This is a genomic window from Methanospirillum stamsii, from assembly GCF_003173335.1.
Taxonomy (GTDB): Archaea; Halobacteriota; Methanomicrobia; order Methanomicrobiales; family Methanospirillaceae; genus Methanospirillum; species Methanospirillum stamsii.
In genome coordinates this window covers 32,924-59,164 of the sequence record NZ_QGMZ01000018.1, presented here as the reverse complement: position 1 = coordinate 59,164, position 26,241 = coordinate 32,924, and the positions used below count along the sequence as shown (strand labels likewise).

Below are 26,241 nucleotides of genomic sequence, written 5' to 3'. Positions count from 1 at the left end.
ACACTTAAGAACACCGCTTAAAAACCATATACAGACATCATGGCAGACAAAGACACGACCGGATCAGTGGTTGAGAAAATCCGTGCATTCTGGAACAGTGAGGAGCAGATTCCATCCGCAGTAAGGGAGATAGCATCAGTCCTGATTACCGTGGGCGCAGTGGTTGCAGTACTACTGCTGATATGTGGTACATGGCCGGCAATTGTCACCATCGAATCCGAAAGTATGGTTCCCCATATGAATGTTGGTGACCTGGTTCTGGTTGTGGCAGGTGACAGGTACGGCACTCTCGAGAGTCTTGAAGAAGGGAATACAAGCGGGTATAATAAATTCGGCATGCCGGGTGATGTCATCATTTACCGCCCGAACGGCAATACCGATCTTCATCCGATAATACACCGGGCCATGATGTGGGTAGACAAAGGTGAAGAGATTGTTCTCGCATCAGGCCAGAGAAAGATAACGTATACCGCTCCCCATGGAGGGTATATTACCAAAGGTGACAATAATCCGGTCATTGACCAGATAGGCTGGTCAAATTACCGTAACCTGGGCGGACCGATTGAGCCGGTTAAAAAAGAGTGGATTATCGGAAAAGCAATGTATTCCGTGCCATATGTAGGGTACCTCCCCCTGAATATTATTCCGGTAATTATCATAGTTGTCGCCCTCATGGTCCTTCATGAACTCTACCTGAGAAACCGGGCAAAGAAGGAAGAAGAAGAGAAAAACCAGCAGAAGAGGACGTAACCATGATGCTTAAAGCACTCCTTACTGACACCCTGAATGGTCACCGGCTGACCCCCGAAGAAGCGACATTTCTCTTTTCGGTCACCGGAACAGAGGTATACGACTTATTCAGGGCTGCTGACGAACTTTGTAGAAGAAAAAATGGGGACCGGGTCACCTTTGTCAGGAACCAGAATATCCATATCACAAATATTTGTAAGAATCTCTGCGGTTTTTGCGGATTTGGAAGGCCAAAAAACAGTCAGGGAGCATACCTGTTCGGAGAAGATGAGATAAAAAAACAGATCCGGGACGCCAAAGAGCGGGGTGTCACTGAGATCTGTTTCCTGTCAGGTGTACACCCGGATTTTACCCTGGATACGTATCTCCAATTCATGAAATGGGTTCATGAGGTTCACCCGACTGTGCATATCCATGCCTTCTCCCCGGATGAGGTGGATTTTGTTGCACGAAAGGCAGGTATTCCCACAACAGAGGCTCTTAAAACACTGAGGGACGGAGGGCTTGGTACTATCCAGGGCACTGCAGCAGAAATCCTGGTTGATGATGTCAGAAAAACCATCTGTCCTGCCAAAGTAAAGACAGAAGTCTGGGAGCGTATAGCTCGTGAAGCTCATACATCAGGCCTGAAGTCCACCGCTACCATTATGTACGGATCTACAGAATCATACCGGGACCGTGCAGAGCACCTTGACCGTATCAGAAAAATCCAGGATGATACCGGGGGTTTTACAGAGATGGTCCTCCTCTCATTCATCCACCAGAAAACTCCGTTATTTGAAAAGGGACTGGTAACATCCGGTCCGACCGGGCGTGACGACCTGGTTACCACAGCAGTCTGCAGGTTATTTCTGGATAACTTTGACCATATTCAGGTATCATGGCCTAAACTCGGGATAAAAATGACGCAGATGGCCCTTTTAGCAGGGGCAGATGACCTGGCCGGGACAATGTACCTTGACGATGTTACCGGAGAGGCCGGTGGTGGAACCGGAGAGTATCTGGACCCGGCTGATATGGATCATATCTGCAGGGATCTTGGTAAGACACTTGCTGAACGGACTACCCTTTATACTATCTTCTAAAAAATCAGAATCACAGTCCGCGCTTAAGTTGCCTGAGATCTGCCCCGGCAACATTGGCGCCCCTGAAATCAGCCCTTGTAACGTTAGCTCCGGTAAGGCGTGCCCCCTGCAGATTTGCATTGAGAAAAACTGAATCAGTAAGGTCAGTGTTGGAAAGATTTGCCCGGGTCAGATCTGCTCCGGCAAAATTCCCTTTTTTCATGTTGCAAAATTCAAAATCAACCTCCTGGAGTCTTGCCCCGTTCAGATTAATACCCTCCAGTGACAGACCAGTCAGATGAGCTCCACTAAGGTCCGGACGTTTCCGTGGGTTTGCAGCCTTCCATTCGTTCCAGGATGCCACCCCCTCTTTTATTGCTTTTACCTGCGCTTCGTCTGCCATTCCCCAATCTGTCATTTAATAAGCTTGGAATGGGTATATCAGTTATCAGGCGCAGTATGACACAAAGATAAACTATCCGGATAGAACCATAGGAAACCTTTTTGAGTTCACTACATGATGACTGAGAGTATGAAACGCAGTGTTCTCTATATTATATCCGGTATCGCTGCGCTGGTGCTCTGCGTTACTATCTGCAGCGCCGGATTTGCACCAGAGTTCGAAGTGATGCCACTGAGTGTGAAGGCACCTTCCGATGCGAGTCCCTATAATGATGAAGGATTTTTAGCTGATGCCGGAAGTGTCATAAAAAAAATATCAAACACGACCGTTCCGACCGGTGCAAAACTTAGTGATCTTACCGATGCGTATTATCGCCTGATTTCAGAAAATGTAAGCCCTGATTTTTTGCCAACTGCGAATAACATTGTAGCATACCTGTACTATTCATCAGAGGCAGGATCAACATACGAAGACTACCACCAATACATAAATTCAGTCTCAAAAACGACTGATGGTTCTGAGTATTATAATGTCGCAGACGAATACAGAAAGGCTGCAACAGAATACTGGAGTAATATCAAGGATTTGTTCCCTGATCAAACGATGTATACGATGCCATCTTCTTCTGATCCAATGCCAACCGAATCTGAGTCCAGTGAAGCAACAACTCTTGAAGGATTGGAGATAAGTATTCCAATTGAACAGAGTACCCCTAACTCCGAAAACCCTGATCAGACTGATGAATTTAAAACTACTACCATCAGATGGTTTGAAGATTATGTACTAAACGCTGAAGAAGCTGAAGTTAATCCGGTATCAAAAGAAGTGATAACATCCAAAGGTCAGAAGTTTATGACCGGAGAAGGACTTGAGTGGGCAGACAGCACCTATATGGATCTTATTGGTAAGAATATTGCTGAAGATTTCTATGAAAAAGCCCAGTATATTGATGCGTTCTTCTACCTTATCACACAGGCACGGGATGCTTATGAAGATTACACGAATGATAGAACCTATGTTTCTTCTGTTTCAAACGGACAGGAAAACTACGATAAATCAAAGAAATATTATACCGAAGCAGGCAAAGCAATTACCCATTTCGATGATATCCTGACTGATTCCACCAATAACACCCTCCCGGATTTCCCTGAATTTGGCGAAGTGGAACTGGCAGGATCTGCATGGGATGAATATGGAGCAATTGGATATGTTACAACATCCATGGCTGAACAACTTGGCTGGACTGAAACAGACACATAATCATAATCCGGATACATCCTTTTTTTCATGAAAATCCTTATCGCAGTTCCACCAGCTCAATATCATGACAAAGAACTAGCCCAGGTAATGGCAGTCTTTGATCAGAATAAAATGCCCTATGAATTTGCTTCACGGGAAGCAGGACAGGCAAAAGGTACCTTTGGAGGCAGGGTATATGTTCAATTCAGTTTTGAGGATGTCATCCTGAAAAAAGAAGAAGAATTTGACGCCCTGGCCATCATGGGAGGGAATGGAGCTCAGGCTCATTTCTGGAATAATGCAGACCTGTTAGAACTTGTGAAAATCTTCAGGATTCATAAAAAAGTGATCGGGGGCATCAGCACTGCACCGGTTGTGATGGCCCGTGCCGGAATACTGAAAAAAAGGCCGGCAACAGTAATAAAAGGAAACCCCATCAGGGAAATGATGAAGATGGATGTGAAATATGAGGATAAACCGGTTGTCTTTCTTGACCGCCTGGTTACTGCACGTGAACCAGGTGATGCAAAACGGTTTGCCGAATTAATTGTTGAGTACCTTCTTGGAAACCCGGAATTTAACGGCCCCCAGGTGGTCCCTGCACCTAATAAATTAGGTTTTGACATCTGATTTACCGGATAGCAAGTTTTCCGGCCCTTTCAAAACATCGTTCAGCATCCTTTTGTTGCCCGCGTCTCTGGAGAGCTTTTCCTTTTGCAAACCAGGTGACGGATGAATCCGGTTTTTTATCCAGTACCCGGTCAAAGTATGCAATTGCATTTTTATAATCCCCGCTTTCCATGAGCAGGTTTCCCAGTTTGTACATTGCATCGGTATGAGACGGATCACACCGGACGGTTTCGATATAACACCGGATGGATTCCTCAACATTATGAGTTTTCTCAAGAATCTGAGCCATCTCATAATAGGCATGCCCATTCTGAGGATCTGTTTCCACTACCCGGAGAAAACAGGCAGTTGCATTCCGGTATGCACCAAGTTTTTTATATGCAACCCCTTTTGAAAACCATGCTGTGATGTGATTGGGAATCATCCGGAGGGTCTGGTCAAAATATTCAATGGATGCCTGGGGTTCACCATCTTTGTAGAGAGCCTCTTTGCCTTTTACCAGGTATACATCAGCAATGTGCTTGCGGTATTTCGTGCTTCCCGGATCACGCTCCATGGCTTCTTCGTATGCTTCAATCGCATCATCGTACTGGTGAAGCACTTTATACGAATTTCCAAGCAGTAACCATGCAGAAGGAAAGTCCGGGCGGATTTTCAGGCATTTTTTAAAAAAATTGATTGCCGAATGATACCCCCCTATCTTCATTAATGCTCTTCCCTGCTGGAACAGGAGGTCGGGATCCTGTGGTTTTTTCTGAATTGCTTCTTCGTATGCATCTATTGCTTCATGGAACTGTCTCTTTTCAAATAAGTACCGGCCTTTGAGGTCCCAAGGGTACTGGTAATTTGAATCGATCTTTTTTGCCTGATCAAAAAGGAGCATCGCTTCATCACGCTTCCCGAGTGTCCAGAGTGCCATTCCTTTCTCATGAAGGGCAGGACTGGAATCAGGACTTATCTTCAGGGTCTTGTTACAAAGCTCAACCGCTTCCAGACATCTCATCGGATCCTGATTTTGAAGAGCAATAAGACGAAGAACCGAGGCACGCATTGCAAGGGCTTCAGGATTATCCGGAATAATCTCCAGTGCCCTGACAAAACAATCATCAGCCCGGTCATATTTTTCAAGACCTAAAAAAGCTCTCCCCATCCCTATCCAGCAGCCGACATGACTGCGGTCAAGTTCTATCCCCCGGTTAAAATTCTGGATTGCTGCATCAAATTTCTCCCTTGCCAGTTGACTCTCCCCTTTCTGACAATACGGGGCTGCAGAACTTGCTTCCTGGCTTCCAATCCAGTCTCTTATGCCCATCAGATCCTCATCCTACTTGTAACTGGGTTGTTCAGGGTAAAAAAGAATCAGTCAGAAGAACTCTGCCTGGATGGCTATGACCGCAGCGCTGTCAGGAGCTGATGCATATGCCTTAAGCGGTTCTTCATTGAGTTGCAAAAACCTGATTCCCCAACTGACCTTTGAGAGTATCTCTTCTGCCTGGCCAGGCTCCCCCAGAATTACAAGAGCTGCTGCCATTGCCTCAATGGAAGTCAGACGAAACGGCCTGCCAAAATTTACCGGATTTGCTGCAAGGAGGTATGGGAGAGCACGTTTGAACTTCCACGAACGGACTTTGTCGGTATTGAGAACTTCCCAGGAACAATCAAGAGCGGTTATTGTCCGGGTCTTTTCCCGGTCTGCAAAAGAGAGAGCCTGTTCTGCGGTTGGGTCAAGAATAAGACTGTTCCTTGGTATTGCTGACAACCTTGGAAAGAGGCGGACCATGCCTGCCCGCTCAAGTTTTTTCATGGTGCATTTCCTGGGATCGCAGGAGTTGTCCCGGTATGCCAGCAGTGGTATCATTGATGGTCACCTTCATTATGCCAGGAATTATCCGGTTTTTGCATGTCAGGCTGATTGGCCCTCCTGATTATTTCCCTGACGATATCTCTTGAACTGGTAAACGCTGAATCAGTATATTCAGATATTCTGACCACCTGCGCTGCAATTCCCTGATCCTGTAATGTCTTCCGGAGCCTGGAGACATCAAAATGCTGGTTACAGCCAAGGGTGATAATATCCGGTTTTATTTCCCGGATTGGTCTATACATATCAGATGAGTCTCCAAGGACTGCGCGACTCACCGGATGCAGAGCCCCTACCATGGCACGTCGCTGCTGTTCAGGGATAACAGGCTTTGGTTTATGCCTGATATTTACATCACGTGCAACTATGACGAACAGTTCATCACCTAACGCTGCAGACTGCTCAAGGTACCAGAGATGACCAGGATGGAGAATGTCAAAGGTTCCGGTTGCAACAACCCGGATCATTCAACAACCTCCAGGGGGCGAGGGCTACCATCCGGGTGAAAACACCGCCAGTCATCTTCACCATACGGATACCCGACAATAATATGACAACTCCCGCTCACCGCGAAAAACCGGATGTCCGCATCAGAAGGCCATATTGCTCCATTCGGATGACTGTGTGCACTCCCGATTATGCCAAGATTGAGGGGCACCATTTCAAAAGGAATCTGCGCACTCGCTTCTCCACCGATAGATCCCGGAATCAGGCTGACATCAGTTATTACTCCGGATGTTGCAGATAACAATGCAGCAAACTCTCTCGGATGTGAATTGCGTCCCATGGCAAGAAGGAGATCTAGTTTCTCCCTTTTTATTGCTGATATATTCATGGTTACTGAAAGAGGTACTTCGTATTCATCGGTTCTTATGATACAAGGTAATTCTGATCAGAACGACCCGTCCTGCTCAAAACTTCGACCAAACCTGATGGCCAGTTCAGCTTTGTATAACTCTGCACCAAGATACCCTGCATGGTCCATCAGGGATACTCCGCCTTCCTGCAGAAGGGTAAATAAGACATCCTGCCATCGCTCTCCCCTGACCGCCCTACCGTTACGAACGGCAACGATATATCCGTCCTCAATACCAATCCGGAAGTTGCCACAGGGATCATATTCAATCTCCTTTGGCATTGTCAGTGCTGAGGTAACAGATGCATATTTAAGAGGGGGTTCTCGTCTTCGTCTTTTTTCTTTGATTACAAATGAATCAATACCCAAATCTTTCGGGTAAGGACGATTCTCCATAAGGGCCATCATATCAGTGGCATTACGCATTTCGGCAATGCAACCTTGTGTTTTATCACTGTGCTCACTACAGAAAATTACCGACGCCCCAGTTTCATATGCCATTCCTGCAAGCAAGGCAGCCATTCCAACTGAATCAGCATCGAAGAGTTCGATAACATTACCGGCACCAAAAAAAACAGGGACACTGTAAGATTTAAACCGGCAAAGCGATTCTACAAAACCGGAACCACACGGCTGAAGGAGAGGATCGGCGATGATCTTTTTGATTCCAGCCTCCTTTGCAAGACGGATATTATCATCCAGTCCTTTTTTTCCCGGAACAACAACAGCGCCGCAACTGGCCTGTGCAACCTGATGACCGATAACCCCGATATTTTCTTCATGGAGAGAGAGGATTAGGTCTACACGAAAGAGGGACGCGTCTATGAGGGCAGGATCCTGTGAGTCGATGGCGAGAGGCCCATCAATATGGTAGAGAAGGGAGAAAACTCTTTTTACATCCTCTGCTGTTGCGTCAAATCCAAACCCGATATCAACAATATCAGCCCCCGCTTCAAAAAATGATGATGCGGCACGTAAAATATCCGGATGCCGGTGAGCATCCATGATCTCCGCAAGGACTTTTATCCGGGATTTATTCCCAATTTTTACACCCCTGATCTCAAATACCGGTTCAGAATCATGCTCGCATTTTGCAATCCGGGAATATGCTTCTTTTCTGCGCCGGCCTACAAGCAACTCATCGGCAGGCACTTCGCGGGAAAGTTCTATCTCTCTGACAAGCGGCAGGATAAAACCAAGGTCAGCAGCATGGCGTGGACCGCGATATACCGGTATGCCGCATTCTTCCTCGACCTCCTGGAAAGATGCAGTACACATACCGGATACGAGCACCATATCGTATATATTGCCACTGGAACGCAGGAGGGACAATAACTGGGCGGGAGATAGAAAAGAGGCCAGTTCTCCGGTTATTGCGACATCTGCATCAAATCCTGCCGCTGCTCTCCGGACAAGTTCTTCGGTAACCCTCCCGGTGGGAAGAAGGATCCTCATCACCCTTTCCTTAATACCGGTGAGATAAAAAGAATAGTAGTTACAGATGCTCTCAACCGATCTCCATATTCACACCTCCTGTTCCAAAGACGGGGAGAGTACGGTCAAACAGGTTCTTTCTGCTGCCGCATCAGCAGGTCTTGATGCCATTGCAATCACCGACCATGATACCATGCAGGCACATGCAATTGCCCGCACCATTGACACAGACATCCTGATAATTCCAGGTGTTGAGATTTCAACAAAGGAAGGACATCTCATCGCTCTCGGGATAGAGACAAAGCCTGATCAGGGTCTTCCAATCCTTGAGACGATTCAGATGGTCAGGGATGAAGGCGGTATTACCATCCTTCCTCATCCGTTTCACCGGTACAGACATGGTGCGGCATTAAAATGCCCGGAGTCTTTCAGAGCTGCGGATGCTATCGAGGTATATAACAGCCGGTACGTGATTCCTCATGCCAACCAGCGGGCAATGAGACTTGCACGAACCTTGGGAAAACCTGCAGTGGCGGGAAGTGACGCCCATAACGCACGATTTGTCGGGTACGGACGGACACTCATTGATGCAGAGAAGAATATCGATGACATACTTGAGGCAATAGTCAACGGTAAAACAAGACCTGCAGGAAGGAAGACCCCGGTCAGAATATACACCAAACAATCTTTGAGAAATTCATGGCGGAAGATCCGGGGACGAATACACAAGTAAGACTTGCCTTTCAAATCGGATATATCGGTACATCTTTTTCAGGATCTCAGTTTCAGCCGGATAAACGCACCGTTGAAGGAGAGATAGAAGCTGCATGTCTACGGGCAGGGCTCATTACAAGCAGGAAAGATTCAAGGCTGGCTCTGTCAGGGAGGACCGACCGGGGAGTCCATGCCAGATGCCAGATCCTGGCATTTAGCACGACAAAACCGGATTTGGCAGTCAGGGCAATAAACGGGCAACTCCCTCCGGATATCTGGGTGAATTCCTGGAGTTATACACCTCCCGGATTTTATCCCCGGTATGATGTATTGAGCCGGACCTACCGATTTTACTATTCACAAATCCCTCCGGACATAGAGGCCATGAAGGAGGCGGCATCCCTATTCCTGGGAACACATGATTTTACCTGCTTTGCACGGATAGAACCGGGAAAAAACCCGGTAAAAAGTATTGACAAAATTGAAATACAATATGACGGGACAGGTTACTGGCTTGAAATTACTGCAAACAGTTTCCTGTGGCATATGGTCAGATGTATCGCTTCCGCACTTCTTAGTATTGGTGATAAGAGTATGACGGTTCGGGAACTCTCCCGGCTATTGGAAGGCTCATGCACAAATAAGATAAACCCTGCGCCACCTGACGGCCTGGTCTTGTGGGAGGTAAAGACCAGTCTTTCCTGGCAGAACATGACATTACCCGGTCTTAAAACCAGGAAACTAAAAGAGAGAACAGAGTACCACCTTCTGATAGGAAAAGTGTATACTCTGCTTATGTCCTGATGAATTAAAGATCCTGTTCTACCTTCTGGATCATGGTTTTGATATCAAGCCAGATGATAAGGTCACTTTTTTCCCTGCCTTCTGATTTCACCTTTTTTCTGATGATACCGAGAATATCCCTGTCACTTGTTTTGGATGCATGAGATTCCTTGTCAATATCATTATCAGTGTAGGTTGATACGGCAAGCACATCATCCACCAAAACCCCGATCATCTTCTCTGATACATTTGCATCCAGAACAATGATTCGTGATTTTTTCTTACCTTCAGCCTCAATCGTGATGTTCATCATCTCTTTTAAATCAATGATGGTGGTGATGATTCCGCGAAGGTCAATTATTCCTTTAATGAATGAGGGAGTGTTTGGAAGCGGAGTAATATCAGTATAATTTATGACCTCCCTGGTGTCAAAGAGATCAATAGCAAACAGTTCGTTTCCCAGGATGAACTCAACAACCTGGAGATTACCTGCCCCTTTCGAACTGGCCCGGATCTTTTTTGCCGCCTGCAGGGTTTCTTCAAACTTTTCTTCTTTTGTTTCTTCCTGGTTTTGATAGTCTACAAGAAATGTTCCCATGATTACCCCCATTAACACAACCCGGGTTTATAATTATAAACCTTAGATTTTTTCTTTGCTGTTATCGTATCAGGGTTCAGGTTCATGAACCTTTCGTCATGGAAATATACAGACCAAAATATGCTCCGGATTATTTCTAGGAAAAGATGCAATTTTCTGATAGAGAATATAACCTGTATCCGGATGTCAGGCCCTAAACCGGAAGAGGTCTTGCAAAGGTGGTTTGGCTTTCGTTCATTCAGGCCAGGACAAAAGGAGATTATAACCCAGGTACTGAATGGAAGAGATGTTCTTGCGGTCATTGCAACCGGAGGGGGAAAGTCTCTCTGCTACCAGGTACCGGCACTTATCAGGGACGGAATTGGAATTGTCATTTCCCCATTAATAGCCCTGATGAAAGATCAGGTAGACTGTCTTGCAGAAGCAGGAATTCCTGCAGCATTTCTCAACAGTACTCAGGACCTGAAAGATAAGAGATCGATTGAAGAATCAATAAAAAACAATACCTTAAGAGTCCTTTATATATCTCCTGAACGACTGGTGCAACCGGTTTTCCTGGATTTTTTAAAAACCATTCAGGTCAGTCTTTTTGCAATCGACGAAGCACATTGTATCTCTCAATGGGGACATGAATTCAGACCGGAATACAGAAAACTATCAATTATCCGAAAAAATTTTGAACATGTGCCTATCATCGCCCTGACCGCAACCGCAACCCCATCGGTGAGAAATGATATTATCACCGAACTCTCTCTTACCGATCCGGCGGTTTTTATCGGGACATTTAACCGGGATAACCTGGTATACCGGATAGAGAAAAAAGAGGACGCTGAAACGCAGCTGGTCAGGTTTTTACAGGAACATAAAAACCAGTCAGGAATTGTCTACTGCTTTTCCAAAAAACAGGTTGCAGATCTTACAAAAATTCTACAGAAAAACAAATTTTCTGCTCTGCCTTATCATGCCGATCTTCCAAAATCTCTGAGACATGAAACACAGGACAAGTTCCTACGGGATGAAGTCAGGATAATAATTGCCACGGTTGCGTTTGGAATGGGGATTAACAAACCTGATGTCAGGTTTGTTGTTCACTACGATCTTCCGAAAAATCTTGAGCATTATTATCAGGAAACAGGAAGAGCCGGAAGAGACGGCGATACAGCAGAGTGTCTTCTCCTCTATTCACGGGGGGATTTCAGGAAGATAGAGTACCTGATTGAACAGATGGCTGACGGGACAGAACGCCAGGTTTCAATGCGAAAACTGCATGAGATGATAGGATATTGTGAGTCGCGTGCCTGCCGCCGGGCAGTACTGCTCACCTATTTTGGAGAGAACTGGGACAAGTCCTCATGCGGGATGTGTGATTCCTGTCTGACAGGGAGAAAAACCATCGACTGCAGGGATAAACTTGCGACTATTGTTGCCTGTATGGATGAACTGAAGGAAGATTACGGTGTCTCCTATCTGGCAGATGTCCTGTCAGGAACTCCGGATGAGAAGGTGATTTCGAGAGGGCATGATTCCCTCTCCTGCTTTGGAAAGGGGAAAAATAACCGCAGAGGCCTCTGGGTATACTGGATTCGTGAACTGATTGCCTGTGGGTATCTATCCCGGACAACTTCAAAATTTCCCGTGGTCAGAAAGAATTCACGGACACAAAAGGCACTCACCGGAGATGTTCCGGTCAGAATCGGAGAACCGGAGTTTCAGACAGCACTTACCGGAGAAATGACAGAGGGTGAGGCAACACCTGCCGAGAACAACCTCTATGAAATACTTCGGGATGTAAGAAAGACCCTGGCTGACGAGCATGATATGCCACCATTCCGGATATTTCCAAATCGCACTCTTCGCGAGATGGCAAAACGAAGACCAAAAAATTTTGATGATATGCGTTTTGTGTACGGAGTAGGGGAGCGAAGACTGGAGCAATATGGAAAATTCTTCCTTGAAGCTATCAATGCATATGCCGATCATGAGGCAGTAAATGGATAAATCCTGCACCAGGTGTGGGAAATGCTGCCTGCATATGAGACGGTACATGGTTATTGAACGAAGCATAGGGGAAGCGCAGCATTATTGCCTTTTTTCGCTGACAAAAGAACGGTTTCGGGCCAGGATCGGAGAAGATTACCTGACAGCATTTCGGGATAAAGACTCTATGAACCAGTATCCTGAGGCCTGTCCCTTCCTCAGGCAGGATCAAGAGAGTTTTTATTGCACCATCTATTCATCCAGGCCAGAACATTGTAAGAAATTCATTTGTAGTTGATAGTCAGATAGGGCATTTCCAGATCTGACTCATCCATCATTATTTATCATGACAGACATACGGGTACAGATTGTCATGTCAGGGACTTCTGCGACTGAATATATCTGTAAATGTACCTCTGCTTGTGCAGGGTGCAGTTCGTCCCTCATTCTCAGACACGTGCTCAAGGCGGCTGGTCCGGACACTGTCCTGGTAGTTCCCGCCTGCTGCACTAGTGTTCTGCAGGGGGTCTGGCCGAATACCGCTTTTAACATCCCGGTCTACAACGTAGCATTTGCTGCTGCTGCTGCAGTTGCATCAGGGATGGCAGCTGCATTCGAATCCATGGGAAAAAATACGAACGTAATCGCCTATGCAGGTGACGGGGGAACGGTTGATATCGGTATTCAGGCCCTTTCAGGAGCACTGGAACGTGAAACCAACTTCCTGTATATCTGCTATGATAACGAGGCATATGGGAACACCGGTATGCAGCGATCAGGATCAACACCGATTGGTGCACGGACCACCACAACTCCGGGTGGAAAAGTGCACAAAAAGAAAGACCTTGATAGGATCATTGCAGCACACAATCTGCCGTACATGGCCACCGCGTGCAGTGCATATCCTCAGGATCTGGCAAAAAAGGTCCAAAAAGCCCTCTCTATTAAGGGCCCGAAGTTTATGCATATCCTGGCTCCCTGTCCTCCGGGATGGCGGTACGATGCCTCAAAGACCATAGAAGTGGGTAAGATGGCTGTAAAGACCGGACTTTGGGCGATGTACGAACGTGAATACGATCTCCTCACGATTAGCGGACCTACAAAAGCTGCAATGATAAAACCAGCCCCGCTTGAAGATTATTTCAAAATGCAGGGCAGATTCTCCGGATTAAAAGAGGAACAGGTAAAAACAGTTCGGGGCGAAATGGAACGGAATTTACGGATGCTCAAGGCGGAGGCTGAAGGATGCTGACCATCTCAACCGGTAATAATGCAGTTGCTGCAGCAGTACGACAGGCCATTCCTGCGGTTGTCGCTGCATACCCGATTACCCCGCAGACTGAAATTGTTGAACAGATTGCAAATTATGTAACAAACGGAAGTTTAAAGTCCAAGTACATTCCGGTTGAGAGTGAGCATTCTGCCATGGCTGCCTGTATCGGTGCAAGCATCACCGGAATCCGGACATTTACTGCAACCAGTTCACACGGCCTTTTGTATATGCATGAAATGGTAAACTGGGCAGCAGGGGCAAGGCTTCCAATTGTTATGGCCAATGTAAACCGTGCTCTTGGACCAGGATGGAATGTCTGGGCTGAACATACTGATTCACTCCAGGCACGGGATACCGGATGGCTGCAGGTCTACGTTGCAACCGTGCAGGAAGCCTATGATGCAACCATCATGGCATTCAGGATTGCAGAAGACCGCAGGGTCTACCTCCCGGTCATGATAAACCTTGACGGATTTTCCCTGTCACACATCACTCAGCAACTTGAAGAAAGCGAAATCGGGGACTTCATCCCGCCACTGATGCTGGATCATGCAATTGACACCAAAGCACCGGCAGGGTATGGATGTATGACCCCTTCCACAGATTATTTCCGGATCCGGTATGATATCGAACGCTCCATGCGTGATTCGGTTGCAGTCATTCGTGAAACTGAAGATGCATTTGCAACAAAGTTTGGCAGAAAATACTCATGGACCGAGAATTACCGGTGTGAGGATGCTGAGGTCCTGGTACTTTCCATGGGAACCCTTGGTAAGGAAGCAGAAGTAGCGGTTGACATCCTGCGTGATGAAGGAGTAAAAGCCGGTGCCATGCGGGTCAGGTGGATCCGGCCATTCCCGGAGCTTGACCTTGGGGACCGGGAACTTGTTGTGATTGACCGTAACTATTCCTTTGGTTTTGGTGGTATCCTGGCATCATCCATTCGGGCGAAGACCGGAAGGCAGTGCTACAATGTTATTGCTGGAATTGGTGGTCAGGAAGTAACATACAACGATATTGCCGGATTTATCAGGAACCGGCGTATTGGAGAGGAAACCTGGTTCGGAGTTGATGCCTGAATGTTTGAGATACGTCTTCATTCACGAGGAGGGCAGGGAGGAGTCACTGCAGCCAAACTGATGGCTTTAGCTGCCTTCAGAGACGGTAAATATGCAACTGCGGCACCATTCTATGGAGCAGAGAGACGTGGGGCGCCCATTGTCTCGTTTATCAGGATCGATGACAAGCCGATCAAAATTTATTCACAGATTCATAACCCGGACCTGGTTGTAGTACTGGATCCCTCAATTATTGACCTGGTTAATGTATTTGACGGGCTTAAACCTGATGGAAAAGTGCTTATCAACGCAACTGAGGTTCCGGCAAAGGCAGCAGGATACAAGGTAAGTCTTGTTGACCTGACCGGAATCGCACTGAAAATTAACCTCATCGTTGCAGGAAGCCCAATCCTGAATACCCCCGTCATTGGGGCACTGGCAAAAATGGGTCTTTTCTCACGAGAGTCAGCAAGTGCGGCGATAAAAGAGATGTTCTCTGATGAGAGGAATTATCAGGCTGCACTTATGGCATTCGAGGAGCTGGTCTGATATGGCAGAGAGAGAAAGACTTGCAATTTCCCGGCCTGTAGAGGGAGCATGTGGAAAAACCGGTACCTGGAGGGTTTTCAGACCGGTTGTGGACAAGGATAAATGCAATGCTTGCGGAATGTGTGCCATGTACTGCCCTGACGGGGTCATTGATGAAAATTATGATATTGACCTCGTCTTTTGTAAGGGTTGTGGGATCTGTGCAGCAGAATGCCCGAAAAAAGCCATAGAGATGGTCCGCGAAGGAAGCACTACCCCTGAGTAACCTGATTCCTGGGGGCCCCACACACATATAAATACTGGTTCACTAATTCACAACTTTTTTACAATCTGGTGCACCAGATTAGTATAGATGGTTCGTTTCTCAATTTCGATGGATGATGATCTGACCCGCCGGGTTGATCAGGAAAGTGTCGTCAGGCAGATATCCCGCTCTGACTGGATAAATGAAGCATGCACCAGACAACTTCGCAAACTGTCCGGATATGGGATTTATCCATGTGGACAATCAAGTCCCATCATTGATGATTCACCGGCTCCACGCCGGCACAATATGCAAAGCTACGACGAAACATACCGGAATTTCCGCATTGAAGTTCCGGAATACTTTAATTTTGGTTTTGATGTCGTGGATGCCTGGGCGAAAAAGGACAGAAATAAGATCGCGATGGTGTGGACAAACCAGAAGGGAGAAGAAAAATTTTTCACTTTCCGTGACATTTCCAGAAGATCCAACGAGATCGTCAACATGATGATCAAGTACAAGATCGGAAAAGGAGACCGGGTTCTTATTATGCTTCACCGGGTGCCGGAATGGTGGTTTATGACCGTGGCACTCATCAAAATCGGGGCAATATATATCCCTGCACCAACGATGCTGACTCCAAAGGACATCGCCTACCGGGTCAATACTGCTGAAGCAAAAATGGTCATCACAGACATGGAAAATGCCCACAAAGTTGATGAAATCGTGGGTGATTGCCCGACTCTGGTAACAAAGATGGTCGTAGACGGAGAATGTGACGGCTGGCTCTCTTATACCCGGGAACTCATGTATCCTGCTCCGGTTTCTTCACGGATAATCAACCTGAAGGGGATGCGTAAGACAAAATCATCTGAACCGATGGTTATCTTCTTTTCTTCCGGGACTACCGGTGAACCAAAGATGGTTCAACATTCACATTCCTACCCGCTGGGTCATATCGTAACAGCACGGTTCTGGCATGATGTCAGGAATAATGACCTCCATTTCACCGTTTCAGATACCGGATGGGCAAAATCCGCCTGGGGTAAATTGTTCGGGCAGTGGATAGAAGGTGCAGCAATCTTTGTCTACGATTACCGGAGCCGGTTCAATGCTACTGAGCTTCTTCCCCTCATCGAAAAATACGGAATCACCACATTTTGTGCACCACCCACCATTTACCGGATGCTGATAATGGCTGACCTTCGAAAGTGGGATTTTTCAGAACTTCGTCATTGTGTCAGTGCTGGTGAACTGATTAACCCCGAAGTAATCAAAGCATGGAAAGATGCAACCGGTCTTGAGATATATGAAGGATATGGTCAGACTGAGACCGTACTGTGTGTAGGGACATTTCCCTGTATGGAACCAAAATATGGTTCAATGGGAAAACCTTCCCCCGGATGGGAAATAGAACTGCATGATGAGGATGGGAACCAGGTAAAACCTGGAGAAGAAGGTTCCATCGCCATCAAAACCGAACCACGACCAGTCGGGTTCTTCATGGAATACTGGGGCAATGAAGAAGCAAATGCCAATTCATTCAAGGGAGGGTATTACTATACCGGAGATAGGGCCATGAAGGATAATGACGGGTATTTCTGGTTTGTGGGCCGGGACGATGATGTCATAAAGGCTTCAGGATATAGAATCGGACCATTTGAAGTGGAAAGTGCCATAATTGAGCACCCCGCAGTCCAGGAAGCTGCAGTGGTCGGATCACCGGATATCATCCGGGGATTCATCGTAAAGGCATTTGTTGTCCTGAAAGCAGGATTTGAACCATCAGAAAAAATTTCCAGGGATATCCAGGAATACGTGAAAAACTCTACAGCTCCCTACAAATATCCAAGAAAGATTGAATTCATCAAAGAACTACCAAAAACCATTTCCGGAAAGATAAAGCGAAAGGATTTAAGAGAACTGGAAATGAAGCGGTTTGAGGTAGAACAGAAAAATGGTGACAAAAATCATACATAGTTCTCTATTTTCAACCTGACAACTATTTATTCTCCTTTTTTCAAATGCTGAGTAATGAATTGTAAAGTTCTAATTATTTCAGTTCTTCTGATCGGACTTATTCTTCCGACAGGAGTATTTGCATCGGATGATGAGGAATATTCACAGGGAACCATCTTTAAAACACCAAAATTCCTTATCGATAAAATGGATGAGGATTACAAGGATATGAGCAATCTGGATTACTGGGGTACAAAAAGCCAGGAACCAACAAAGGCCCCTCCAACACTCCAGAGTTATATAAATGAGGGATGGGCATATCTCGAAGGTGGAAGTAACCGTGATGCTGAAAAATCATTTGAAAAAGCAATTCAGATGAACGGTACATCTTATGAAGCCTGGTATGGAAAAGGTCTTGCTCTTGAAAACCAGAAACGATATCTTTCGGCTGTTGATGCTTTTTCCCAGTCATTATCTTTCTCAAAAAAAGCGGCTGATAAGTGGGGGCCGAACGCAGGATTAGGGAGATCATACCTTTCTATCCAGCAGTATGAAAAAGCAAAGGAAGCATGTAATCTTGCAATCAGTCAATATGAGCAGGCTGGAGAATCATCACCTGATGAAATAGCATCCATATACCAGTCACTTGCAAAGGCTCTTGAGGCATTAGGTGAAGTAGATGCAGCTCAGGATGCACTGAATAAGGCAAATGATATCTGAATAACCTCCTTTTTTTGTTATCCTTATCCGGGGGATAGGTATTTATTACTCGTATGAGATCAATGAAGTATGTCAAATGCGAAGATACTAATTACCCTGTTGATATCTGGTTTGCTATTATCCGGAATGACAACTCTCGCTGATATTGAGGGAGTCCCAGGTTTTGTAAATCTTTTCGTTACCGGATCGGTAACAGACATGGCAATCATTGATGAAGAGGGATACTCTCAGGGAAGTCTGTTCCGGACACCAAGTTGGTTATTAGCCCAGATTGATTCAGACATCATGAGCACCGTTCTTGACCGCGGACCAATACCCACACCAACGGAAGTTACTCCTTCATATGAGGGGTATTTCAAAGAAGGATATGCTGCTCTTGAAGCAGGTAATTACCGGACGGCATACACTGCATTTAAAAAAGCGATTGATTTGCAGCCTACATCTGCTGATGCCTGGTATGGCCTTGCACTTGCCCTTGAGAGTCAGAAACGATACCTTTCCGCTCTCGAAGCATATACTGATGCAATCACTTATGCAAAAGGAGAAAAAACAAACTGGGCATCCTATGCCGGAAAAGGGAGAGTACTATATGCCCTTAATCGGTTCAGCGAAGCACAAATCGCTCTTGAAACAGCAATAACCCAGTATGAACTGGCAGGAGTATCGCATCCGGATGAATTGGAGGAGATATCCCGGTTACTTAACGAGATTACAGGAAATTCAGGATACTCAGAGAATACCGGAATTCTAACCCCAAGTGCATACACCCCCGCATCTATAACGGAATCTTAAGAATATTCAACACCCTTTTTACCTGGAACGACAATTTACCAATATGAAGCGGGTGTTATTGGTGTTTTCAGGTATGATAATACTCATTATGTTAATCGTACCCATGTCTGCCGTTTCTTTGAACGTTCCAGATGAATCTATCCAGATAACTCTGGAAAGAGGGATGTGTTTTGGTACCTGTCCGGTATACACAGTCTCACTATCCGGAAACGGAACGATATTTTTTGAAGGCAGACAATTTGTCGAAACTGAAGGGAATGTCACAAATTCGATTGATCCACAAACTGTTGCAGATTTGTTTCATAGTCTGAATACAGACGGTTTTTTTTATCTCAATGACTCATATTCCGCATATGAAATCACAGATATGCCATCAGCCACTCTTACAGTCCGGAATAGTTCCATTAATAAATCGGTTTATCATTATTATGGAGATAGTTCTGCTCCTCAAACTCTGATGATGATGGAAGATGCAGTTGATTTGGTGGCAAACACCAGCAGGTGGATTGGAAATGGCTCCTTTATCGGCTGGGATGATGAAATCCTTTAATAATTAACCAGGAAGCACTGTGAATTACCAGGATGCAAGAGCATATATCCATAATATTCTGGATAATCCTTCATTAGAGGACAGGAATGCACAATTTCTCCATGTTATTCTTGCATCTGCCATTCTTGTAAATACAATTGCAGTAATTCTTTACACGGTAAAATCTATTGCATTCCATTATGGAGTTATGCTAAACCTGATTATGAACACCTGCATCACGATATTCCTTATCGAATATATTCTCCGTATCTGGTCCTGCACTCAAACAACCGTTCCATACCGGATGATAACTGACCGGATACGATATGCAGCGAACATATACCTTTTAATAGATCTTGTTTCAGTGCTTCCACTCTTCATCCCCGTGATTGTCCCATCCGATCTGGCGGTAATCCGGTTTTCCAGATTAATATCAATCTTCAAACTGGGAAGGTTTACCAGATACACCTCATCTCTTACTCAATTAAAACAGGTAATCAGAAGAAAAAGTGAAATCATAGTCATCATGCTCTTCTCCCTCGTTTTCGTGATTCTTTTTTCTTCTACTATCATGTATGTCGTAGAAAACCATGTTCAACCGGATAAATTTTCAAGTATCCCTGCTTCTCTCTGGTGGGCGGTTATGACTGTTACAACCGTCGGATATGGAGATATTATTCCGGTAACCACGGTTGGAAAGATAATTGCCGGTGTGATTACAATTTCAGGAGTACTTGTTCTGGCTCTTCCTTCTGCAATCATGGCATCAGGATTTATTGAAGAAAAGGAGAGGGCCAGAAATAATGAAATTGTAAGGATAAACATGGAATCTTCATTAGCTCTTATTGATAAACTTGGCAGTCTGCATTCAAAAGGTTATATCACCGATGAAGAATACCTAACGCTTAAGAAACAGATCATCTTTGAAAAATGAAGCCCGGATTTATGAATCAAGTTCCAGTTCTTCTTTCTCCTCTTCTGCAGAAAATGGTTTATCTATCGCCAATAATTCCGGACTCATGGTAATATCGGGTTCTTTCTGATATATTGTTCCGGATTCATTCACATTCTCCATCGACTGTTCTACAGCCAGGTTTACTGCTGCATCCATCTTCTCAGATCTATCTTCTGACCCGCTCTCTAATGATGGCGGGACCATTACCACAAAAAGAATGAAAAGAAGAAAGATAATTATTGCTAAAATTACTCCAATCAATACAGGAAATGAAGGATTTTTTCTGGTTGAGGAAGGAATCTCTGCCGGGGACATGGTTGAGGAACGTTTCATAGTATCATTGTCTTTGTCCGGGTATTTATGAGAGACTCAAAGGCCATATCTCATAAAAACCAATTATAATATATGCAACGTGTTGTTTCAAGCACAACAAAAAAAGAAGGAATATGGCGGTGTGATCCATGCCGGTATTATTACTATCCGGAAAAAGGAGACCCCACACAGAATATTCCACCCGGAACTGCCTTTGAAGATCTTCCCCCCTCCTGGCGCTGTCCGGTATGCAGAGAACCTAAATCCATGTTTACCTTTATCAGGTGAGATTGGTTTTTCTTTTTTTAATGCTGCCATGGCCATCTCCCTTCCATTTCCACAACCAAGGCCCAGCTTAGAAATGTTCGCACAAGAACGAGTAATCCCAGACCTGCAACACTTTCAAGAGTTTGATCAAGAGCAACCGTCCGTATTACATCTGCAGCGACGAGGAGTTCAAGCCCTAATAACAACCATTGTCCAATATACTGTCGTAATTCGGTTAATTGTTGGTTTCTTTTTAAGTATGAAGCGTACCTTTGATAAAGATATCTGACTGAACCACTAATTACAGCCCCAAATATTATAATTACGGCAATTATCTCAATTATTTGAGAGATAATTTCAATGCACACCAGCATATTACTATTCAGGATATCAAAAAAATAAGAGAACATATCATCCAGGTATCAGATACTTCCTAATAGGATTATCGGTTACATGAGAAATCCTGAAAATGTCCTGGATTAACAGAAATGAACACATAAATAGTCAGGCAACATAAATTTTCAGCCTATATCGACATCTGGTAAAAGTATTGCCTTTTACATAGATATCGATGCATTTAATAAGAAATTTAACGAGTAATAATCCATGGAGCCAGAAATTCTTACCAAGGGGAGTCTGCTTGCCCGTGGTATCTTTGCAGTAATCGTGGGAATTCTCTGTTTTACCATTCCTCTTGCAATGGAAGCAGTTATCGCCTATATCGTGGGAATTTTTCTTCTGATGATTTCCCTGATGACCGGAGGGATGAGTCTTTCATCTGAACAGCCCGGGAGATGGCCGGTACTCATTCTCTCTATTATTGGGGTAATCATAGCAATTCTGACCTTTATATCACCATTCTCAATGATCGTGGCAATGACTATTCTGATAGCCGCCTGGGCAATTATTACCGGAATTACTGAACTTTTCATTGCATTTTCTTTAAAGGAACTCCCATTCCGTGCCCTGCTTGGAGTTAACGGATTTATAGGAGTATTATTTGGGATCCTGATTGGGTTTGCCCCAATCCCGACAGCAGGTTCACTGATTCTCATCGTCCTCCTCGGCCTTTACTGTCTGGTATTTGGTATAATCAGCATCATTGCCAGCCTGATTATGAAAAAAGGCGATTTCGTCGTGGCCTGTAAAAATGAATACCCTTCTTTTTTAAACTTATCCATTCCTAATCTTATATGGCATCAGAATCTCGGATACGAACCACATTAGGCCCATTTACACTTGAAAATCCTTTTATTCTCGCGTCAGGCCCACCTACTGCAACTGCTGACCAGATAAGACATGCCTTTGATGCAGGATGGGCAGGAGCGGTTATCAAGACCATCAGACCCGACGAGATGGTAATCACGGATGTTTCTCCAAGATTTTCTGCCTGGAAAGACAGGGACTCAACTCTTCTCGGGTTTGAAAACATCGAACTCCTCAGTAAAAAAAGTGTCTCGTACTGGCTTATTGAAATCTCCAAACTCCGACGGGAATTCCCGGACAAACTCTTAATCGCAAGCATTATGGCAGGAGCTGATCCGGCTGAATGGCAGGATCTGGCTTTAAAGATTCAGTCAGCCGGGGCTCATGCCATCGAACTCAATTTCTCATGCCCTCATGGAATGCCGGAACGAGGACTTGGTGCAGCTATCGGCCAGCAGGCTGACCTGGTCAGAGAACTGACAACTCATGTCAAAAAAATAACCACGATCCCCCTGATTGTTAAACTTACACCAAATGTCACTGATATTATTCCCATCGCACAGGCAGCCATTAAAGGAGGAACAGACATGATATCAGCCATCAATACCATCCAGTGCCTGATAGGAATTGATCTGGATACTTTTTTTCCAATACCATCCGTCGGAGGTTATTCGACATACGGAGGATATTCAGGGCCGGCCGTAAAACCGGTTGGTCTCCGGGTAGTATCACAGATTGCCCAGGCAGGTTCTACGCCGGTGATTGGAATTGGAGGAATCAGTTCATGGAATGATGCAACAGAATACATCCTTGCAGGAGCCTCCGCAGTCCAAGTCTGTTCAGCAGTTATGTGGCGGGGATATGGAATTATCAGGGAATTAACAACGGGATTATCAGAATACCTAGAAGAAAAAGGGTTGTCCGGCCCTGATGTGATCAGAGGAAAGGCCTTATCACAGATTACCAGTCATGAAACACTGAACCGTAACATCCGTGGTGTGCCATTCGTTAATCAGGATACCTGCACCAAATGTGGAACGTGCGTTATTTCCTGCCGGGACGGGGGATACCAGGCTATCCGCATGACTAATAAAGGGGTTGCTATTGATCAGGAAAGATGTGATAATTGTTCATTATGCTCTCTGGTCTGCCCATCAAAAAGCATTACTATGATAAGTATCAGGATGGACAGACAGGGAGCGAAATCATAATCAAACAGCAAAAAAATTTCAAAAGAACACGGGTTTTGCCGGAAGGGGCATATCCGCAATAAGAAGTATGCCCTAAGTGATTAAATATTTCGCATTAAATCAAGCATTAATCATAGACTTCATTCATGAAAATTGTAATATTATCCATGAATTCATGATAAATTCATAACTTATATCAATATTCGATTCCCTTACCTACATTATGGAACTCCTCCGGATCACAAGGATATCAGGATTAATTCTCCTTTTATTGCTTTTTTGTTGCATATCCCCAGTTTTAGCAGGTGAAAAATACTCTTCCGGACAGCCGGTAATATCAACTGCGATTATTGGCAGCAATGAACTTCGCATAGGTGAAAAAACAGATCTTACGATATCAATTACAAACAGTGGAACGGTGAATATGAAATTTGTGGATGAAGGAACAATTACTCCTGATTACCTTCCAACCACTGCACTATCCCTTACCGCTGACTTAAACTCAGGAGACAGTCCGGTTCAGGTCACCACAGATTCCCAAATCCTTGGAGATATAAAAGCCGGAACCGTAACACAAACGACCTTTGAAATCACAGTGCCGGAATCTGCAAAAAGCGGATCATACCAGATTCCTCTCACCGTCTCGTACCAATATATGAGCCAGGCAACACAGACGGGAATTGATGAAATCCAGTATGCTTTTAAAGATGATGAAAAGACATTTTATCTTCCCGTAACGGTGCGTCCTGCTGTAACTCTTCAAATCATTTCTGTAGATACTGGTGATCTGAATGTTGGCGGGGAAGGTCATATCACCGTTACTGTGAAAAATGTCGGATCTGACACGGGAAAAGAGACGGTATTTACCATTGAACCGGTTGGAAATAGCCCAATCGTTCCTATCCAGAATAGTATATATGTTGGGGAATTCCCTAAAGACGAAAGTAACACTCTCTCTTTTAAAGTATCGGTAGCTTCAGATGCAGATGCGGCTATTCAGTATCCCCTGAAATTATTTGCCACATACACAGATTACCAGGGACTTGCGGCAGAAACCAGCCAGAAGGACATCAGTGCCGGTTTCAATCAGAAAATAACCTTCGAGGTTGTAAGCACCCCACAGTCGGTAAGTTCCGGAGGGAAAGAAGTTATCAATGTTGAATATCGAAATACAGGATTGAATCCGGTTTACAATGCACAGGCAGGGATTAATATTGTTGATCCATTCACCAGTGAAGATGACCAGTCATACCTTGGAACGATCAAGCCTGGAGAAACTGCAACAGCAAGATTTAAACTGAACGTAAATAGCGATACAACCTCAAAAGATTATGCACTTGATTCTGAAATCAGGTATACCGATATCAACCTGACCGAATATGTTTCAGATCCAATTAAGGTTCCGGTAATTGTTACAGAATCATCGGGAGATTTCACCATTCTTGCAGGTGTTATCATCCTTATCCTGATAGGCGGGGGTATTTATTATTACCGCCGGATAAAACAGCCATAACGGAGGAAAGATGAACAGAATAGTCATCTTCCAATATTTTCATTCTGAAAAACAATACCGGGTAATTACCTGGTGTATATTCACTCTGATACTGTTATGTCTCATCTGTAGTTCAATTTCAGTTTCGGCTGTCCCCATTCCATATGGTCAGCCATATTATTCTGCAACTGTTGCCGGCTCTAATGAACTTGAACCGGGAAATGAAACGCTACTTCATTTCGAAATCAGTAATATTGGACATACTCCGGAAAAAATACTGGATATCGAAGATCCGGTACCATCAAGTCCGGTTGTCGGAATCGGAGCAGAACTAATACTGAAGCCAGGAACTGCACCAGTGGATATTATTGCAACACCCCTGACTATTCCGGCCCTGATTCCCTCTGATGTTGTACATGTTGCTTTTCCAGTGATTGTTCCTGCCGATGCAAAGGAAGGATCCTATACCCTGAACCTTCAGGTGAATTCACAGTATGCTGAATCAGTTGCTATGCAAGCCTCATCCAATATTTTTACGTATAAACCGTACAACACGACACTTCCCATACCTGTAACGATAAAAAAAGTAGTTCGTGTAAGAGTCGATGATATAACATCATCAAATCTCTCACCCGGACTAAACGGGAAAATTACCGCAAATATTACCAATATCGGCCAGTATGCAGGAGTTCATGCAACTGCAGAACTAATTTCAGGAACATCAAGCCTGCTCCTACCCTACCAGGGAAGTTATTACCTTGGAACATTTGCCCAGGGAGAAGAGCGAATAGTAGAGTGGAAGGCAGCAATTCATGATAATGCTGACGAGTCTGTCCTTCCGGCAACCCTTATCATATCATACGAAGATAAAAACGGAATTCAGACAACATCATCACCTGTTTCAATTGGAATTCCTATTCAGAAAGGTCCAAAATTTCTTCTTGAATACAACGAACCAATCATTGAACCCGGAGGTCAGGTGAATGTCAGGGTAACATACTTAAATACAGGTGATACTCCGGCATATGATGCTACTGCAAAGATTGTACCCATAGATCCTGTTTCATCTCCCGAGACCGGAATAATTCTTGGAACTATTCCTCCGGGAGGATCAGCAGATGCAGATTATATATTTAATCTTGAATCTTCAGCCCTTGTAAAAACCTATGGAATTTTAACCGATGTCAAATACCGGGGAGAAGATGGCCTGATTGCAATTTCTGATCCGATGCGTATAGAAATTACAACAAAGGAACCGGGTATACTATCCATGCTTTTATCCCCTGTATCACTGGTAATTATCCTAGGGATAGTGATTATTGCAGGGTACCTTTTCATTGAAAGGGAGGAAAGGCTGATAAAATGATTTTTATTTTTAGAGGAATC

At 44.8% G+C, this 26,241-nt stretch carries 31 protein-coding genes; 22 read left to right on the top strand and 9 right to left on the bottom strand.

All coding sequences use genetic code 11. The features are described from left to right. Window positions 1–39 precede the first annotated feature (39 nt). Both DLD82_RS09260 and cofH read left to right on the top strand, forming a co-directional pair. Window positions 40–750, top strand: a complete 711-nt coding sequence (locus tag DLD82_RS09260) for a S24/S26 family peptidase (protein WP_109940841.1) — start codon at window positions 40–42, stop codon at window positions 748–750. Window positions 751–752: 2 nt separating this feature from the next. Further along, a complete protein-coding gene (gene cofH, locus DLD82_RS09255; RefSeq protein WP_109940840.1) occupies window positions 753–1,835 on the top strand; it encodes a 5-amino-6-(D-ribitylamino)uracil--L-tyrosine 4-hydroxyphenyl transferase CofH in 1,083 nt (360 codons plus the stop codon). A 10-nt stretch (window positions 1,836–1,845) separates the two neighbouring features. Here the strand turns inward: cofH and DLD82_RS09250 are convergent, their stop codons facing one another. Further along, entirely contained in the window at window positions 1,846–2,217 is a 372-nt protein-coding gene (locus DLD82_RS09250; protein ID WP_181391355.1) for a pentapeptide repeat-containing protein, read from the bottom strand. A gap of 114 nt (window positions 2,218–2,331) precedes the next feature. Between DLD82_RS09250 and DLD82_RS09245 the strand changes: the two genes are divergently transcribed. Both DLD82_RS09245 and DLD82_RS09240 read left to right on the top strand, forming a co-directional pair. Beyond that, window positions 2,332–3,477 (top strand): hypothetical protein, encoded by a 1,146-nt coding sequence (locus DLD82_RS09245; RefSeq protein WP_109940838.1) that lies wholly within the window; start codon window positions 2,332–2,334, stop codon window positions 3,475–3,477. A 27-nt stretch (window positions 3,478–3,504) separates the two neighbouring features. Continuing rightward, complete coding sequence (locus DLD82_RS09240; RefSeq protein ID WP_109940837.1) at window positions 3,505–4,086, top strand: DJ-1/PfpI family protein; 582 nt, start codon at window positions 3,505–3,507, stop codon at window positions 4,084–4,086. A 1-nt stretch (window position 4,087) separates the two neighbouring features. On the opposite strand, the gene DLD82_RS09235 is transcribed toward DLD82_RS09240, so the two are convergent. Genes DLD82_RS09235 through DLD82_RS09215 form a run of 5 tightly spaced genes read right to left on the bottom strand, consistent with a single transcriptional unit; the run spans window position 4,088 to window position 8,258 of the window. Next, complete coding sequence (locus DLD82_RS09235; protein WP_109940836.1) at window positions 4,088–5,398, bottom strand: tetratricopeptide repeat protein; 1,311 nt, start codon at window positions 5,396–5,398, stop codon at window positions 4,088–4,090. A 51-nt stretch (window positions 5,399–5,449) separates the two neighbouring features. Next, a complete protein-coding gene (locus tag DLD82_RS09230; RefSeq protein WP_109940835.1) occupies window positions 5,450–5,944 on the bottom strand; it encodes a DUF367 family protein in 495 nt (164 codons plus the stop codon). Next, the gene (locus tag DLD82_RS09225; RefSeq protein ID WP_109940834.1) at window positions 5,941–6,414 is read right to left on the bottom strand and encodes an adenylyltransferase/cytidyltransferase family protein; all 474 of its coding nucleotides are present in this window, start codon (window positions 6,412–6,414) and stop codon (window positions 5,941–5,943) included. The genes DLD82_RS09230 and DLD82_RS09225 overlap by 4 nt, the downstream gene beginning before the upstream one ends. Continuing rightward, entirely contained in the window at window positions 6,411–6,782 is a 372-nt protein-coding gene (locus DLD82_RS09220) for a Mov34/MPN/PAD-1 family protein (RefSeq protein ID WP_109940833.1), read from the bottom strand. Before DLD82_RS09220 ends, DLD82_RS09225 begins: the two co-directional genes overlap by 4 nt. Before the next feature lie 57 nt (window positions 6,783–6,839). Beyond that, window positions 6,840–8,258 (bottom strand): dihydropteroate synthase-like protein, encoded by a 1,419-nt coding sequence (locus DLD82_RS09215; protein ID WP_109940832.1) that lies wholly within the window; start codon window positions 8,256–8,258, stop codon window positions 6,840–6,842. A gap of 46 nt (window positions 8,259–8,304) precedes the next feature. Between DLD82_RS09215 and DLD82_RS09210 the strand changes: the two genes are divergently transcribed. Both DLD82_RS09210 and truA read left to right on the top strand, forming a co-directional pair. After that, complete coding sequence (locus DLD82_RS09210) at window positions 8,305–8,970, top strand: CehA/McbA family metallohydrolase (protein ID WP_109940831.1); 666 nt, start codon at window positions 8,305–8,307, stop codon at window positions 8,968–8,970. Continuing rightward, window positions 8,937–9,755: a tRNA pseudouridine(38-40) synthase TruA gene (gene truA / locus DLD82_RS09205; protein WP_109940830.1), complete on the top strand. Its 819-nt coding sequence runs from the start codon at window positions 8,937–8,939 to the stop codon at window positions 9,753–9,755. The genes DLD82_RS09210 and truA overlap by 34 nt, the downstream gene beginning before the upstream one ends. 4 nt (window positions 9,756–9,759) lie before the next feature. Here truA and DLD82_RS09200 read toward each other — a convergent pair whose 3' ends face one another. After that, entirely contained in the window at window positions 9,760–10,332 is a 573-nt protein-coding gene (locus DLD82_RS09200; RefSeq protein ID WP_109941061.1) for a chemotaxis protein CheW, read from the bottom strand. Window positions 10,333–10,515: 183 nt separating this feature from the next. On the opposite strand from DLD82_RS09200, the gene recQ reads away from it, so the two are divergent. The 11 genes from recQ (at window position 10,516) to DLD82_RS09145 (ending at window position 20,367) form a co-directional block, all read left to right on the top strand. Beyond that, window positions 10,516–12,330, top strand: a complete 1,815-nt coding sequence (recQ, locus tag DLD82_RS09195) for a DNA helicase RecQ (RefSeq protein ID WP_245920407.1) — start codon at window positions 10,516–10,518, stop codon at window positions 12,328–12,330. Next, window positions 12,323–12,607 (top strand): YkgJ family cysteine cluster protein, encoded by a 285-nt coding sequence (locus tag DLD82_RS09190; RefSeq protein ID WP_109940829.1) that lies wholly within the window; start codon window positions 12,323–12,325, stop codon window positions 12,605–12,607. Before recQ ends, DLD82_RS09190 begins: the two co-directional genes overlap by 8 nt. 48 nt (window positions 12,608–12,655) lie before the next feature. Beyond that, window positions 12,656–13,561, top strand: a complete 906-nt coding sequence (locus DLD82_RS09185; protein WP_109940828.1) for a thiamine pyrophosphate-dependent enzyme — start codon at window positions 12,656–12,658, stop codon at window positions 13,559–13,561. After that, window positions 13,555–14,661, top strand: coding sequence for a pyruvate ferredoxin oxidoreductase (porA, locus tag DLD82_RS09180; RefSeq protein ID WP_109940827.1), 1,107 nt, complete (start codon window positions 13,555–13,557; stop codon window positions 14,659–14,661). Before DLD82_RS09185 ends, porA begins: the two co-directional genes overlap by 7 nt. Beyond that, window positions 14,662–15,189, top strand: a complete 528-nt coding sequence (locus tag DLD82_RS09175) for a 2-oxoacid:acceptor oxidoreductase family protein (protein ID WP_109940826.1) — start codon at window positions 14,662–14,664, stop codon at window positions 15,187–15,189. A 1-nt stretch (window position 15,190) separates the two neighbouring features. Beyond that, window positions 15,191–15,454 (top strand): 4Fe-4S binding protein, encoded by a 264-nt coding sequence (locus DLD82_RS09170; protein ID WP_109940825.1) that lies wholly within the window; start codon window positions 15,191–15,193, stop codon window positions 15,452–15,454. Between the two features lie 108 nt (window positions 15,455–15,562). Continuing rightward, window positions 15,563–17,413, top strand: a complete 1,851-nt coding sequence (locus DLD82_RS09165) for an AMP-binding protein (RefSeq protein WP_109940824.1) — start codon at window positions 15,563–15,565, stop codon at window positions 17,411–17,413. A 54-nt stretch (window positions 17,414–17,467) separates the two neighbouring features. After that, a complete protein-coding gene (locus DLD82_RS09160; protein WP_109940823.1) occupies window positions 17,468–18,112 on the top strand; it encodes a tetratricopeptide repeat protein in 645 nt (214 codons plus the stop codon). 69 nt (window positions 18,113–18,181) lie between these two features. Continuing rightward, entirely contained in the window at window positions 18,182–18,904 is a 723-nt protein-coding gene (locus DLD82_RS09155) for a tetratricopeptide repeat protein (RefSeq protein WP_109940822.1), read from the top strand. Between the two features lie 88 nt (window positions 18,905–18,992). After that, complete coding sequence (locus DLD82_RS09150; RefSeq protein ID WP_146199745.1) at window positions 18,993–19,454, top strand: DUF6438 domain-containing protein; 462 nt, start codon at window positions 18,993–18,995, stop codon at window positions 19,452–19,454. Between the two features lie 19 nt (window positions 19,455–19,473). Beyond that, window positions 19,474–20,367, top strand: a complete 894-nt coding sequence (locus tag DLD82_RS09145; protein ID WP_109940820.1) for an ion transporter — start codon at window positions 19,474–19,476, stop codon at window positions 20,365–20,367. Window positions 20,368–20,376: 9 nt separating this feature from the next. Here the strand turns inward: DLD82_RS09145 and DLD82_RS09140 are convergent, their stop codons facing one another. Then, the gene (locus tag DLD82_RS09140) at window positions 20,377–20,721 is read right to left on the bottom strand and encodes a hypothetical protein (RefSeq protein WP_109940819.1); all 345 of its coding nucleotides are present in this window, start codon (window positions 20,719–20,721) and stop codon (window positions 20,377–20,379) included. 72 nt (window positions 20,722–20,793) lie between these two features. On the opposite strand from DLD82_RS09140, the gene DLD82_RS09135 reads away from it, so the two are divergent. Beyond that, the gene (locus DLD82_RS09135) at window positions 20,794–20,988 is read left to right on the top strand and encodes a rubredoxin (RefSeq protein ID WP_109940818.1); all 195 of its coding nucleotides are present in this window, start codon (window positions 20,794–20,796) and stop codon (window positions 20,986–20,988) included. 17 nt (window positions 20,989–21,005) lie between these two features. On the opposite strand, the gene DLD82_RS09130 is transcribed toward DLD82_RS09135, so the two are convergent. After that, a complete protein-coding gene (locus DLD82_RS09130) occupies window positions 21,006–21,377 on the bottom strand; it encodes a DUF1622 domain-containing protein (protein WP_219968325.1) in 372 nt (123 codons plus the stop codon). A gap of 196 nt (window positions 21,378–21,573) precedes the next feature. Between DLD82_RS09130 and DLD82_RS09125 the strand changes: the two genes are divergently transcribed. The 4 genes from DLD82_RS09125 (at window position 21,574) to DLD82_RS09110 (ending at window position 26,221) form a co-directional block, all read left to right on the top strand. Next, window positions 21,574–22,194, top strand: coding sequence for an HdeD family acid-resistance protein (locus DLD82_RS09125; RefSeq protein ID WP_109940816.1), 621 nt, complete (start codon window positions 21,574–21,576; stop codon window positions 22,192–22,194). After that, on the top strand, window positions 22,161–23,384 hold the full coding sequence (gene preA / locus DLD82_RS09120; protein WP_109940815.1) for an NAD-dependent dihydropyrimidine dehydrogenase subunit PreA: 1,224 nt from the start codon (window positions 22,161–22,163) through the stop codon (window positions 23,382–23,384). Before DLD82_RS09125 ends, preA begins: the two co-directional genes overlap by 34 nt. A gap of 202 nt (window positions 23,385–23,586) precedes the next feature. Then, window positions 23,587–24,876 carry a COG1361 S-layer family protein gene (locus DLD82_RS09115; RefSeq protein WP_109940814.1) on the top strand — a complete coding sequence of 430 codons (1,290 nt, stop codon included), beginning with the start codon at window positions 23,587–23,589 and terminating at the stop codon, window positions 24,874–24,876. Window positions 24,877–24,886: 10 nt separating this feature from the next. Next, complete coding sequence (locus DLD82_RS09110) at window positions 24,887–26,221, top strand: COG1361 S-layer family protein (protein ID WP_109940813.1); 1,335 nt, start codon at window positions 24,887–24,889, stop codon at window positions 26,219–26,221. Window positions 26,222–26,241 lie beyond the last annotated feature (20 nt).

What these genes read in the sequence shown, in the direction of transcription:
- DLD82_RS09155 (WP_109940822.1), top strand. Translation starts at nt 18,182, where the DNA reads ATGTCAAATGCGAAGATACTAATTACCCTGTTGATATCTGGTTTGCTA.
- DLD82_RS09130 (WP_219968325.1), bottom strand. Translation starts at nt 21,377, where the DNA reads ATGTTCTCTTATTTTTTTGATATCCTGAATAGTAATATGCTGGTGTGC.
- cofH (WP_109940840.1), top strand. Translation starts at nt 753, where the DNA reads ATGATGCTTAAAGCACTCCTTACTGACACCCTGAATGGTCACCGGCTG.
- DLD82_RS09170 (WP_109940825.1), top strand. Translation starts at nt 15,191, where the DNA reads ATGGCAGAGAGAGAAAGACTTGCAATTTCCCGGCCTGTAGAGGGAGCA.
- DLD82_RS09110 (WP_109940813.1), top strand. Translation starts at nt 24,887, where the DNA reads ATGAACAGAATAGTCATCTTCCAATATTTTCATTCTGAAAAACAATAC.
- DLD82_RS09150 (WP_146199745.1), top strand. Translation starts at nt 18,993, where the DNA reads ATGTTAATCGTACCCATGTCTGCCGTTTCTTTGAACGTTCCAGATGAA.
- DLD82_RS09245 (WP_109940838.1), top strand. Translation starts at nt 2,332, where the DNA reads ATGATGACTGAGAGTATGAAACGCAGTGTTCTCTATATTATATCCGGT.
- DLD82_RS09175 (WP_109940826.1), top strand. Translation starts at nt 14,662, where the DNA reads ATGTTTGAGATACGTCTTCATTCACGAGGAGGGCAGGGAGGAGTCACT.
- DLD82_RS09185 (WP_109940828.1), top strand. Translation starts at nt 12,656, where the DNA reads ATGACAGACATACGGGTACAGATTGTCATGTCAGGGACTTCTGCGACT.
- DLD82_RS09220 (WP_109940833.1), bottom strand. Translation starts at nt 6,782, where the DNA reads ATGAATATATCAGCAATAAAAAGGGAGAAACTAGATCTCCTTCTTGCC.
- DLD82_RS09200 (WP_109941061.1), bottom strand. Translation starts at nt 10,332, where the DNA reads ATGGGAACATTTCTTGTAGACTATCAAAACCAGGAAGAAACAAAAGAA.
- DLD82_RS09240 (WP_109940837.1), top strand. Translation starts at nt 3,505, where the DNA reads ATGAAAATCCTTATCGCAGTTCCACCAGCTCAATATCATGACAAAGAA.
- DLD82_RS09260 (WP_109940841.1), top strand. Translation starts at nt 40, where the DNA reads ATGGCAGACAAAGACACGACCGGATCAGTGGTTGAGAAAATCCGTGCA.
- preA (WP_109940815.1), top strand. Translation starts at nt 22,161, where the DNA reads ATGGCATCAGAATCTCGGATACGAACCACATTAGGCCCATTTACACTT.
- DLD82_RS09250 (WP_181391355.1), bottom strand. Translation starts at nt 2,217, where the DNA reads ATGGCAGACGAAGCGCAGGTAAAAGCAATAAAAGAGGGGGTGGCATCC.
- DLD82_RS09215 (WP_109940832.1), bottom strand. Translation starts at nt 8,258, where the DNA reads ATGAGGATCCTTCTTCCCACCGGGAGGGTTACCGAAGAACTTGTCCGG.
- DLD82_RS09125 (WP_109940816.1), top strand. Translation starts at nt 21,574, where the DNA reads ATGGAGCCAGAAATTCTTACCAAGGGGAGTCTGCTTGCCCGTGGTATC.
- DLD82_RS09160 (WP_109940823.1), top strand. Translation starts at nt 17,468, where the DNA reads ATGAATTGTAAAGTTCTAATTATTTCAGTTCTTCTGATCGGACTTATT.
- DLD82_RS09140 (WP_109940819.1), bottom strand. Translation starts at nt 20,721, where the DNA reads ATGAAACGTTCCTCAACCATGTCCCCGGCAGAGATTCCTTCCTCAACC.
- truA (WP_109940830.1), top strand. Translation starts at nt 8,937, where the DNA reads ATGGCGGAAGATCCGGGGACGAATACACAAGTAAGACTTGCCTTTCAA.
- DLD82_RS09115 (WP_109940814.1), top strand. Translation starts at nt 23,587, where the DNA reads ATGGAACTCCTCCGGATCACAAGGATATCAGGATTAATTCTCCTTTTA.
- DLD82_RS09230 (WP_109940835.1), bottom strand. Translation starts at nt 5,944, where the DNA reads ATGATACCACTGCTGGCATACCGGGACAACTCCTGCGATCCCAGGAAA.
- DLD82_RS09210 (WP_109940831.1), top strand. Translation starts at nt 8,305, where the DNA reads ATGCTCTCAACCGATCTCCATATTCACACCTCCTGTTCCAAAGACGGG.
- DLD82_RS09190 (WP_109940829.1), top strand. Translation starts at nt 12,323, where the DNA reads ATGGATAAATCCTGCACCAGGTGTGGGAAATGCTGCCTGCATATGAGA.
- DLD82_RS09225 (WP_109940834.1), bottom strand. Translation starts at nt 6,414, where the DNA reads ATGATCCGGGTTGTTGCAACCGGAACCTTTGACATTCTCCATCCTGGT.
- DLD82_RS09135 (WP_109940818.1), top strand. Translation starts at nt 20,794, where the DNA reads ATGCAACGTGTTGTTTCAAGCACAACAAAAAAAGAAGGAATATGGCGG.
- DLD82_RS09165 (WP_109940824.1), top strand. Translation starts at nt 15,563, where the DNA reads ATGGATGATGATCTGACCCGCCGGGTTGATCAGGAAAGTGTCGTCAGG.
- recQ (WP_245920407.1), top strand. Translation starts at nt 10,516, where the DNA reads ATGTCAGGCCCTAAACCGGAAGAGGTCTTGCAAAGGTGGTTTGGCTTT.
- porA (WP_109940827.1), top strand. Translation starts at nt 13,555, where the DNA reads ATGCTGACCATCTCAACCGGTAATAATGCAGTTGCTGCAGCAGTACGA.
- DLD82_RS09235 (WP_109940836.1), bottom strand. Translation starts at nt 5,398, where the DNA reads ATGGGCATAAGAGACTGGATTGGAAGCCAGGAAGCAAGTTCTGCAGCC.